The sequence below is a fragment of the Mesorhizobium sp. M4B.F.Ca.ET.017.02.2.1 genome (assembly GCF_003998955.1).
GTDB classification, from domain to species: Bacteria; Pseudomonadota; Alphaproteobacteria; order Rhizobiales; family Rhizobiaceae; genus Mesorhizobium; species Mesorhizobium abyssinicae.
This window is the reverse complement of sequence record NZ_RZOF01000240.1, coordinates 1-10,197: the sequence shown is the minus strand read 5'-3', so window position 1 is coordinate 10,197 and position 10,197 is coordinate 1. Positions and strand designations below refer to the sequence as shown.

The following is a 10,197-nucleotide window of genomic DNA, read 5'->3' as shown; positions in this document are numbered from 1 at the left end:
ATGTACAACCGCTCCGGCAGCGTCGGCAAAATCATGCCCGGCATGGAGTACCGGCTGGACCCGGTGCCCGGCGTCGATGACGGCGGACGGCTCTACGTGCGCGGCCCCAATGTCATGTCGGGCTATCTGCGGGCCGAGAAGCCGGGCGTGCTCGAGCCGCTGGCAGACGGCTGGCATGACACCGGCGACGTCGTCACCGTCGACGAGGCCGGCTTCATCACCATCCGCGGCCGTGCCAAGCGCTTCGCCAAGATCGGCGGCGAGATGATCTCGCTGGCCGCCGTCGAGGCGCTGGCCGGCGAATTGTGGAAAGGGTCGCTGTCGGCGGTCGCCAGCGTGCCGGATGCCCGCAAGGGCGAAAAGCTGATCCTCATCACCGAGGCCGCCGGTGCCACCCGGGCCGAATTCCTGGCCTTCGCCAAGGCCAATGGCGCCATGGACCTGATGGTGCCGGCCGAGGTGCGCGTGGTGCCGAAGGTGCCGGTGCTCGGTTCCGGCAAGCTCGACTTCGCCGGCGTGACCAAGCTGGTGCGCGGCGAGGAAGAGCTGAAGGTCAAGGCCGCCTGATGTGGATAGGCGAACGGGCCGGCGCAACAAGCCGGCCCGCCAAGACTTCCGCCGGCCCCGGCTTTGCGCATGTTTCGCTCGAGCGGGTCGCTGGGCAAGGCGTCGCGCTTCAGACTATTTTGCCCCACCTCGCCCAAAGATCTTCTGCAGCACGAGCTTCAGCCGCTTGAACTCGTAGCGGCGCCGTAATTTGGCCAGCGTCGCCCGGTTGGCGGCGTCGATTTCGGGCAGCGAGTCCGGCGCTGTCGCCTGGGGCAGCGCGAGCAGCGCGTCGGCGTGGCGGTCGGCGAAAGGCTGCGGGTCGTAGGTGGCGAACGGTGTCGGCGGGTCACTGAGCACGGTCGGATTGCTGTTGATCTCGAACACCACAAGCTTGCCCTCGGCAAGCGTGTAGTCGATGCGTCCATACTGCATGCGGGCCTTTTCGAAGACCTGCATCACCCGCCCGGCATGCGGGTTCCCGGTAATGTAGGCCCTGATCTCGTCGATGTGGGCCGGCAGGAGCCGATCGGCCGCATTCTTGACGAACCACGATTTCGACATCGCAATATGCTGGGCGTAGATCGTATCGCCGACCCGGTAGGCGGCGAATTTCCGGTAGTATCCGTCAGGCCCTGGCGTGCCCGTCATCTCCACCACGATCGGCCGCACCAGCTTGCGCCCGTCCGGCCTTGCGAGTGCCGCGTCCAGCGCCGGCCGGTCGTGCAGAAGCGGCGGCTCCTCGTACAGCGCGCCCACCTCGTCGCGGATGAAGACGGGATAGCGCATCGTGTCATCGAGCTCGTCCGGCCTGAATGCGCGAAAAAAGTTGCCGTCGTCGCCGCGCAGCACGCGCAACAGATCCAAGCGCTGCAGGCTGGCCGTCGGATGGTTGAGCTGCGTCAAGCCCGTTTGCTGCGCCAGCTCGGCGCTCAGCTCGGCTGCCCGCTGCAACTCCTCGGCGCTCAGCCGGTCCATGTCCGACCAGACCACCACGCCCGCGCGAACGCCGCGCAGCAACCCGGCATCCTCATAGCGAACCAGCCGGAACGATGCTTGCAGGTCTGGGCGGTGATAGAGAAGCACGACCGCATGAGTATAGGCGTGCTTTCTATGCGTGACGTAGAATATCAAGTGATCGCGTCCCCCGGCCTGCACAATTGCAAACGGCAGCCTTGCTGACTAGCAAAAAGCTGCGGCACGCAAGTCGGGTGGCCGAGAGATGAACGTCGAGAGCAATGCGCTTCCAATCCGGAAGCTGGACGCGGACGACATGCCGCTGCTGATGGAGCTTGAGGCTGCCGCCTGGGCCGGTCCGCTGCGAGCCAGCGAGGCGACCATCCGCCGCCGGCTGGCGCTTGGCCACACCATGCTGGGCGCGATCGACGGCGACGCGCTGGCCGGCACGCTCTGCTTCACCGAAACCAGCCAGGACCCGCTGGTGCGCGCCGATTTTCCCACGAATTTCGATGCCTTTGCATCGCTGCCGCGCAGCGAGCCGGTGCACTCGCTTTATGCCTACAATCTCTGCGTCCGCCCCAGCCACCGCGGCGGCAACACGGCAATCCGGCTGCTGAAGGAGATGGAGCACCACGGCCGCCGCCTCGGCGCGCGCTGGCTGATCGGCGACGGCCGCTGCTCGGCCTATGCCGGCTCATCCGGCGACGAGGACGACGACGACCAGGTCAGGTCCGACCCGCGGTTCCGCGCCACCATAGACCGCTGGAACGAGACCGGCATAAGGCCGCCGCTCGAAGAGATCATCCGCGATCCGCTGCTGCGGCTGCACTACCGCGTCTACGACTGCGAATTCCTCTACGTCATGCCGGATTTCTTCCCGCAGGACGCCGCGTCCGGTGGGTTCCGGGTCATCTCGGCCAAGGACCTCAAGAAATGACATGCGGGCCGGCCACGGCATGACGGCTCCGTTCTTCGATCCGTTCGCGCTCGGCGACGATCCGTTTGCGCATTTTGCCCGAATGCGCGCGTCGGGCGGCATCGCGCGCGGCGCCGCGCCCTATCCGGAACTTGCCGACGCGCATTACGTCTTCAGCCATGAACTGGTGTCCCGCGTCCTCAAGCATCCGGCCCTGCTGCAGGCGCCGCCCGGCAGGTATGAGGAGGTCCGCCGCAAGCTTGTCGACCAGGCGCCGATGGCGCTGCTCAGCCGGTCTGTGATGCTCGCCGATCCGCCGCATCATGGTGAGCTGCGCCGGCCGGTTGCAGGCTGCCTCTCCAGATCCGCCGTCGAGACGCTGACACAGGGCCTGCGCGCGCTAAGCCGCGAGCTGGTCGACCGGGCGATGGCGGACGGCCGCATCGATGCCGTCGCCGGGCTCGCCGTGCCGGTCTCCTTCTGGCTCCTGCAGGAAATCATGGGCATCGAGATCGAGGATCCATGGGCGCTGAAATCGGTGACCAGCCGCATGGCTGGTGCGTTCGACCTGCGAACAGACCAGCCGCCGGCTGCCAGCACCGCGGCCTATGGCGAGTGCCGGGCCTTTGTCGAGGAACGGCTGGCGCAACAGGCCTTCCGGCCGGACGGAATGGTCGCCCGCATGGCGCGGGAAGTCGCCGAAGGGCGCTGGTCCCACGAAGACATGGTGGCCAACGTCGTGTTCATGCTGTTTGCCGGACAGGAGACCGTCGTCGACGCTTTCGGCAACGCGGTGGTCGCGCTGCACCGTTTTCCAGAACAGCGCGACCTGCTCGAGCGCCGGGCTGTCGACTGGAGCAGCGCCGCCGCCGAGCTCCTGCGCTACGGCGCCTCCGTGCAATACGCGGTCGCGCGCATTGCGGCCGAAGACATCGACCTCGGCACAGCCAGGATCGCGAACGGCGAGGCGGTGGTGGCGGTGCTCGGCAGCGGCAACCGCGACGATGCGGTGTTCGCGGACGGTGACCGGCTGGACCTCACGCGCTCGCCGACCTTGTCATTGACCTTCGGCACCGGCCTGCATGTCTGCCTCGGCCAGCATGTCGCCCGCATCGAGATCGCGGCGATGATCGAGGCGCTGTTCACCCGCGCCCCTGGCTGGCGGCTCGATGCCGCCGGGGCCACGCGCCGCCCGTCGCTGTCGTTCCACGGGATGAGCACCGCGCCGCTTGTGCTTGCCTAGGGGCGCGCCACGGCGCCGATCCTTACTTGAGCTGCTGGAACAGCGGCCGCGCCTGCTCGAGGATCGCCGGATCGAGCGACCAGACGATCTCCGCGACCTTGGCCCGCAGGGCCTCGATCGCCGCCTCGTCGAGCGGATCGAGAATGTCATTTTGATCCCGCGACGCGATGTATTCTTCCAGGGAGGGCGCCTCGCTCGCCGGCGTGAAGCCTCCGCCGCGGGCGTGCTTGCTCAGCAATTCCTGCCGCGACTTCACCGCATAGTGGCGGATCCAGCCGAGCTTCCATTCCATCGGCATGGCGGCTTGATGCCTGTCGAGGGTGATGCCGTCGACCAGCGTCCTGCGCTGCCCGATCGGGAAGCCGTGCGGATGCGCCATGAACAGCGTCGGGCTTCGCATGGCCTTCGGCAAGCATGACGACACGCGTGCAAACGCCTTCTTCCAGCGCGCCGTCGAGGCGTCGTGCCGGCCGCGTCTCGGAAACCGGACGGTGACCAGCTCGTCCTCATAGGCCTCTTTGCCGTCGCTGCCGAAATTCGCCCAGCGGAAGGCGACGCTGCGCACGCCGCGCCGTCTGAGCAGCGAGCGGACGAGCTCGGCGCCGCTCCAGGGCGGTCCGTCGAGCGGCTCGAGAAATTCGTCGGCGTCGAGGAAACCGAGATAGCGATAGCCCTGCAGCAGCGCCCGCCAATAAAGGTGCGAATAGGCGCGCCGCTGCGGCTGTGAGCGATCGTGCCGCCAGTCGACCAGCTGGATCCAGCCGGCGTCGCGCAACGCCGAAAGCACTGCCGTCTGCGGTCCGGCGAGACAATTGTCGGCGATCATCAGATCGAAACCGTGCAGCTTGTGCCACGCGATCCACTCGATCACATAGGGCTGCTCCAGCTTCATGATCGCGCAGATCACAGGCCTGTCGATGGAAAGCGGAAATCTCATCGCAACTCTTTCATCGCGCAATGTGCCCAAGTTCGACCTGCCGAAACGCGATCGCATCGCCATAGAAGGCCGCGAGCTGCTCGGCGGACGCCGTCCAGTCGCCGATGTCCAGTTGATGGAAGCGGTAGCGCGCGTCGCCCGGCGGAAGCAGGTCGATATCCGGCCTGATCGCCGGATCCAGGATGCCGGCCACCGGCAGATGGATCGTGCGCGCCGACGACAGCCAGCAGGCCAGCCAGGAAAAGGTGCCTACCGACGCGACGACATGGCTTGCCCGGCGCAGCGTCTCGAAATCGGTCAATGGCGATGCCTGCGGCGCGAAGACGGCATCGGTAAAGCGCTGGCGCAGGCGCCGGCAATAGTCGTTGTCGTCATGGGTCTGGCCGACGAAGACCGGCTTGCGGCCGCTGTCGCGGATCAAGGTTTCGAAGAAGGCGAACGGCATCGGGCAGTAGTTCTTGTGGAAGCCGTCGAGGATATCGCCGGCCCGCACATGGATGACGAGGACGTCGTCGCCATAGGTCGGCGCATTGGCTGCGCGCCCGTCGAAAATCCTGGAAACCTCGGCTCGATCGTAATAGCCCAGCCTCTGTGCGAAGCCTTTGAACAGGACGCTGCGCGCGCGTTTCTCGCGGAACGCGGCGGCGATCGCGTCGAGATCGTAGCGATGCGAGCCTTCGAGCCGAAGCGCCCGGTACCGCCACAGCAGAGGCGGCCGCACCGTGGCGATGGACCATTCCGGCAGGTCGGCGTTGCAGACATAGCCGCCGGGAATGCGCCTGGCCAGCACATGGCTGAACATATACTGGAACATCCTGTTCCCCATGCCTCCAAGCGGTCGCATGACGATCGGTACACGCCGCATCGAACCCCCTTCAGGCCAGCACCGGATCGAGCCTGTCGATCCGGTCCGGCATTGTTGGCCGGAATAATCGCGTGAGGTTTGTCCGATAGGCAAGCTTCCGGCTCCGTGTTTCCACTTGTCGCGGCTACCCCGGCAATCACGACGGAGTGCCGCCAGCACCGGAACCAAGGCGCGCCGGCGGCCGGATGGCGGGGCGAACGTCATGAAACCTTTTGATTTTTAGGCCGTTGTCGGCCTGATGTCAGAAGCTAGATCCAAATCGAAACCGGTCCGCGGCGCCAAATCGCGTACTGCCCGAACGTCGGGCAAAGCGAATCCGGGCCCGAATGAAGACAAGGCTTTGGTCGTCGAAGCCGCGCCTGAGGTCAATGGCGAGGCGGCGCCACCGCCGGAGGCTGCCGAACCCGATCCGCAGCTGGCGCCCGAAGCCGCCGAGCAGGCACGCAGGAAATATCTGCTGAAGCGTTTCTGGATCAGCGCGCGCGGCTACTGGAGCCGGCGCGGCGACAGGCTCGCCTGGCCGTTCACCATCGGCGTGCTTTTGCTGATCTGCATCAATATCGGCTTCCAGTACGGCATCAATGTCTGGAACCGCTCGATCTTCGACGCGCTCGAGCAGCGCAACGCCCGCAGCGTCTATTTCCTCAGCGCCGTGTTCGTGCCGCTGGTGCTGTGCAGCGGCAGCCTCGTCGTCACGCAGGTCTATCTGCGCATGACGATCCAGCGCCGCTGGCGCTCCTGGCTGACCACCGCGGTCATCGCGCGCTGGCTGGCCAGCGGCCGCTACTATCAGCTCAACCTGGTCGGCGGCGACCACCAGAACCCCGAAGCGCGCATGACCGAGGATTTGCGCATCGCCACCGAATCGCCCGTCGATTTCATCGCCGGCGTCCTCAACGCATTCCTGTCGGCCTCGACCTTCATCATCGTGCTGTGGACGATCGGCGGCGCGCTGACCCTGCCGATCGGCGGCGAGAGCGTCACCATTCCGGGCTTCCTGGTGATCACGGCGGTGATCTATGCCGCCATCACCTCGACCTCGATGGTGGTCATCGGCCGCAACTTCGTGCGCATTTCCGAGACGAAGAACCAGGCCGAGGCCGAACTGCGCTACACGCTGACGCGCGTGCGCGAGAACGGCGAAAGCATCGCGCTGCTCGGCGGCGAAGACGAGGAGCGCAGCGGCATCGACAGGAATTTCGGCCATGTGCTGAGGCAATGGGCGCTGCTGACCGGCCAGCACATGCGCACAGCTCTCGTATCGCAAGGATCGTTGCTGTTCGCGCCGGTGGTGCCGATCCTGCTCTGCGCGCCGAAATTCCTCGCCGGCGGCATGTCGCTTGGCGAGGTGATGCAGGCGGCCTCCGCCTTCGGCATCGTGCAGGGCGCGTTCGGCTGGCTGGTCGACAACTACCCGCGGCTCGCCGACTGGAACGCCTCGGCGCGGCGCATCGCCTCGCTGATGATGTCGCTCGACGGGCTGGAGCGCGCCGAGCAGAGCGACGCGCTCGGACGCATAAGCCGCGGCGAGACCGAGGACGGCGCCATGCTCAGCCTCGACAATCTCTCGGTGACGCTCGACGACGGCACCGCCGTGGTCAAGGAAACCGGGGTCGCGATCGAACCCGGCGAGCGGGTGCTGGTGGCGGGCGAATCCGGCTCGGGCAAGTCGACGCTGGTGCGCGCCGTCGCCGGCCTCTGGCCATGGGGCGGCGGCAGCGTCAATTTCCACCCCGACAGGCGGCTGTTCATGCTGCCGCAGCGGCCCTACATCCCCACCGGCACGCTGCGCCGCGCCGTCGCCTATCCCGCCGCCGCCGACAACTGGACGGCCGAGGAGATCAACAACGCCCTCGACAAGGTCGGCCTCGCCTATCTCGCGGCCAGGCTCGAGGAAGAGGCGCCGTGGGACCAGACGCTGTCGGGCGGCGAAAAGCAGCGCCTCGCCTTCGCGCGCCTCCTGCTGCACAGCCCCGACATCATCGTGCTCGACGAAGCGACCTCGGCGCTCGACGAGAAGAGCCAGGAGAAGATGATGGAGACCATCGTCCACGAACTGCCGAAGGTGACCATCATCAGCGTGGCGCATCGCGCCGAGCTTGAAGCCTTCCACAGCCGCAAGATCACGCTGGAGCGGCGCAAGGGCGGCGCCAAGCTGGTCAGCGACATCGAGCTCGTCCCGCGCAAGGGCAAGCGCAACGTGTTCCAGCGCGCTCTGTGGGGGAGCGGTACGAAGGGCGGAACGCGGCGTGAGGTGGAGTGAGGCCCGCTGGTTCGATTCTTTGGCCGGCGCGGCCGGTTACCTTGCGTTTAGCTCCGCAATGTAAGGAATTGGCACTCCCGGAGGGCGCACGCGAATGCTGGATAACTACGAGCTGGACGGGTTCGGCGTGATCCACCAGATCGACTTCACCCCGATCAAGTACGACAAGCAATATATCTCCTATTACGAGGATTTGAGCGACCGGACCATCAAGCTCGGCTATCAGCGGCTTGGCTGGGTGCTGGGCGTCACCGGCGAGATTCCCCGGTCGGTGCTGGAGATCGGCTACGGCACCGGCACGTTCGTCGAAGCCGCCAAAATAACCGGCGTCGCCGACTGCGCCGGCTGCGACATCGCCAGGTTTCCGCTGCCGCAGGGCGTCCGCTTCGTCGACTGGGACGAGGCGCTGGCCGGCGCGTGGGATCTCGTCGCCATGTTCGACGTGCTCGAGCATATCCCGGATCTGAGTTTCCTCGGCCGCCTCCAGGCCCGCCACCTGGCCATCGCCGTGCCCTATTGCCGCTGGCGCGAGCTCGGCGTCGAGGGCGACGCGTGGTTCCGAAGCTGGCGCATGCGGCTGCCCGACGAGCACCTGCACCATTTCGACCGCGACTCGCTGGTGGCGCTGCTGGCGCATCACGGCTTCGAGTGCGTGACGCTGAACTCATTCGAGGACGGGATCAGGCTGCGGCCCGGCGAAGCCGGTCCGAATATCCTGTCCGGCTTCTTCAGAAAGCTGTAGTTGCGGTCCTCGTGCCTGGTCGATCACAGGTAGCGGCAGTCTTGAGCGCTTCGGCACGGGAGGCTTGCGGCAGATCGGCAATGCGTCGAACGGAAGCGTAGAACCTCGGATAGTCGCCGGCGCACAGGTCGAACAGGCGGAGAAACGCCGGGACCTGTTCGCCGTAGACGGCGGTCGCTGCGAGCTTCGCGTTGTTGATCGGGGCAGCGAACCAGGCATCGTAGCCGCGATATCCCGCCCAGCTTCTGTCGCGCATCTGCCGGTAGCGCATGCGCAGCCTGTCGATCGCGGCAGCCTTGGCGGCCGCCATCTGCTCCGGACCTCGGGAACTTTCATAGACCTGTCCCAGCTCGTCGCGGGTTTTCGCCAGCAGTGCGAGAAAATCGGCCCGGCGCCTGCGATCGGCTTCGTAGCGGCGCAATCCGGCGCGATCGCCGGTGGCGCGCAGCCATTTCCTGACGCCACTGGTTTCGACGGCGACCGCGAAGGCCTCGTTGAAGGCGGAGTCGCCGTCGACATAGAGGCGCTGATGCGCCAGTTCATGAAAGATCAGGCTGGCGAGATAGGTGTCGTCCTGCCCGAGCATGGTGCTGAGCAGCGGGTCGCTCGACCAGCCGAGCGTCGAATAGGCGGTGATGCCGGTGACGTAGACGTCCAGCCCCTGCCTGTGCAGTTCGAGCGCGCTGTCGGTCGCGGCTTTGCGGGCAAAGTAGCCCCGGTACGGAACGCAGCCGAACACCGGGAAGCACCATGTGCGCGGCGCAAGCGAGAATTGCGGCGCAGCGAAAACGGCCCAGGTCACGGCGTCGCGATGGATGTCGACATAGCTGCGGTAGCTGCTGTTGTCGGGCAGCGCCAGCTCATCCGTAGCAAACCGCCTGATGGCGCTCGCCGACGTCAGCCTGGCGCGCAGTGCCTGAGGCGTCGAAGGATCGTGGACGAGCGTTCCGACATCTTTCCGCGCGGCCATGATCTCGACATGACCCTGCAGCGACTGCGCGTAGTAGGAAATGCTGGTGCAGCCGGTCAGCCCGGACGCCATGATCACCGCGGCAAGCAAACGAAAAACGCGCCTCACAGCCTGCCCACCGCTTGCCCATCTCCCCCTGGAACCGATTGCACCATGTCTCATCAGGCGCACCGATTTTCGTCAAGATGTCGGCGGGCCGGACTTTCGACTTTGGCAGGATTGGCAAAGGCGGCCATCCGCCTTTGAATTGACTTAAGTCCGCCAAGCGCGCGAGGCTGCCTGGAGGGCCTGGGAGAGTCCTGCCGGGCACGACAGCAATCGAAGGGGAGGATCGCGGTGAACGAGAAAAACAGTCCGAGGCAGCTTGCGGAGATCGCCAGCTATCACGCCCATATCTACTACGCCGGCCAGCCTGAGCGGCAGCATGCCGAATGGCTGCGCCTGCGCATCGCAGAACGTTTCCGCGTGCGCCTCGGCAACTGGCGCGACGAGCCGGTCGGCCCGCACCAGCAGGCCATGTACCAGGTCTCCTTCGCCAACGAGGTTTTCGCCACGCTGGTGCCATGGCTGATGCTGAACCACGAGGGCTTGAGCATCCTCATCCACCCCAACACCACCAATCCCAAGCGCGACCACACGGTCGACCCGATCTGGATCGGGCAGGCGCTGGGCGTGCATGAGGAGGTGCTTGGCGAGGAGGACGAGGCGGAGGAGGCGCTGGAGGTGAACACGGAGCCGACGCTGGGGGCGTGAGG

The 10,197-nt window shown here is 66.2% G+C and carries 9 protein-coding genes and 1 pseudogene; 6 read left to right on the top strand and 4 right to left on the bottom strand.

The window, feature by feature from the left end:
- Positions 1-567: pseudogene (locus EN738_RS23910) on the top strand (AMP-binding protein); the annotation flags it as partial.
- A 114-nt stretch (positions 568-681) separates the two neighbouring features.
- On the opposite strand, the gene EN738_RS23905 reads toward EN738_RS23910, so the two are convergent.
- Positions 682-1,566 carry a hypothetical protein gene (locus EN738_RS23905; protein WP_127285859.1) on the bottom strand — a complete coding sequence of 295 codons (885 nt, stop codon included), beginning with the start codon at positions 1,564-1,566 and terminating at the stop codon, positions 682-684.
- Positions 1,567-1,768: 202 nt separating this feature from the next.
- Here EN738_RS23905 and EN738_RS23900 point away from each other — a divergent pair, with 202 nt between their 5' ends.
- Together EN738_RS23900 and EN738_RS23895 are read left to right on the top strand one after the other, a co-directional pair.
- A complete protein-coding gene (locus EN738_RS23900) occupies positions 1,769-2,443 on the top strand; it encodes an N-acetyltransferase (RefSeq protein WP_127285858.1) in 675 nt (224 codons plus the stop codon).
- 1 nt (position 2,444) lies between these two features.
- On the top strand, positions 2,445-3,665 hold the full coding sequence (locus EN738_RS23895; RefSeq protein WP_127285857.1) for a cytochrome P450: 1,221 nt from the start codon (positions 2,445-2,447) through the stop codon (positions 3,663-3,665).
- A gap of 22 nt (positions 3,666-3,687) precedes the next feature.
- Here EN738_RS23895 and EN738_RS23890 read toward each other — a convergent pair whose 3' ends face one another.
- Both EN738_RS23890 and EN738_RS23885 read right to left on the bottom strand, forming a co-directional pair.
- Positions 3,688-4,602 (bottom strand): glycosyltransferase family 2 protein, encoded by a 915-nt coding sequence (locus tag EN738_RS23890; RefSeq protein WP_127285856.1) that lies wholly within the window; start codon positions 4,600-4,602, stop codon positions 3,688-3,690.
- A 10-nt stretch (positions 4,603-4,612) separates the two neighbouring features.
- Positions 4,613-5,416, bottom strand: a complete 804-nt coding sequence (locus EN738_RS23885) for an alpha-1,2-fucosyltransferase (RefSeq protein ID WP_189605944.1) — start codon at positions 5,414-5,416, stop codon at positions 4,613-4,615.
- 289 nt (positions 5,417-5,705) lie between these two features.
- Between EN738_RS23885 and EN738_RS23880 the strand changes: the two genes are divergently transcribed.
- Entirely contained in the window at positions 5,706-7,730 is a 2,025-nt protein-coding gene (locus tag EN738_RS23880; RefSeq protein WP_127285854.1) for an ABC transporter ATP-binding protein/permease, read from the top strand.
- A gap of 94 nt (positions 7,731-7,824) precedes the next feature.
- Positions 7,825-8,472 carry a class I SAM-dependent methyltransferase gene (locus EN738_RS23875; protein ID WP_127285853.1) on the top strand — a complete coding sequence of 216 codons (648 nt, stop codon included), beginning with the start codon at positions 7,825-7,827 and terminating at the stop codon, positions 8,470-8,472.
- Here EN738_RS23875 and EN738_RS23870 read toward each other — a convergent pair.
- Positions 8,459-9,514 carry an aminopeptidase gene (locus tag EN738_RS23870; protein WP_189605946.1) on the bottom strand — a complete coding sequence of 352 codons (1,056 nt, stop codon included), beginning with the start codon at positions 9,512-9,514 and terminating at the stop codon, positions 8,459-8,461. The two genes, EN738_RS23875 and EN738_RS23870, sit on opposite strands and share 14 nt — an antisense overlap.
- Positions 9,515-9,778: 264 nt before the next feature.
- On the opposite strand from EN738_RS23870, the gene EN738_RS23865 reads away from it, so the two are divergent.
- Positions 9,779-10,195, top strand: a complete 417-nt coding sequence (locus tag EN738_RS23865; RefSeq protein ID WP_127285851.1) for a DOPA 4,5-dioxygenase family protein — start codon at positions 9,779-9,781, stop codon at positions 10,193-10,195.
- The last annotated feature ends 2 nt before the right edge of the window (positions 10,196-10,197 follow it).

Coding starts and splice junctions, on each gene's coding strand:
- EN738_RS23870 (WP_189605946.1), bottom strand. CDS start 9,514: ATGGCGTCCGGGCTGACCGGCTGCACCAGCATTTCCTACTACGCGCAG.
- EN738_RS23875 (WP_127285853.1), top strand. CDS start 7,825: ATGCTGGATAACTACGAGCTGGACGGGTTCGGCGTGATCCACCAGATC.
- EN738_RS23895 (WP_127285857.1), top strand. CDS start 2,445: ATGCGGGCCGGCCACGGCATGACGGCTCCGTTCTTCGATCCGTTCGCG.
- EN738_RS23890 (WP_127285856.1), bottom strand. CDS start 4,602: ATGAGATTTCCGCTTTCCATCGACAGGCCTGTGATCTGCGCGATCATG.
- EN738_RS23885 (WP_189605944.1), bottom strand. CDS start 5,416: ATGTTCCAGTATATGTTCAGCCATGTGCTGGCCAGGCGCATTCCCGGC.
- EN738_RS23900 (WP_127285858.1), top strand. CDS start 1,769: ATGAACGTCGAGAGCAATGCGCTTCCAATCCGGAAGCTGGACGCGGAC.
- EN738_RS23880 (WP_127285854.1), top strand. CDS start 5,706: ATGTCAGAAGCTAGATCCAAATCGAAACCGGTCCGCGGCGCCAAATCG.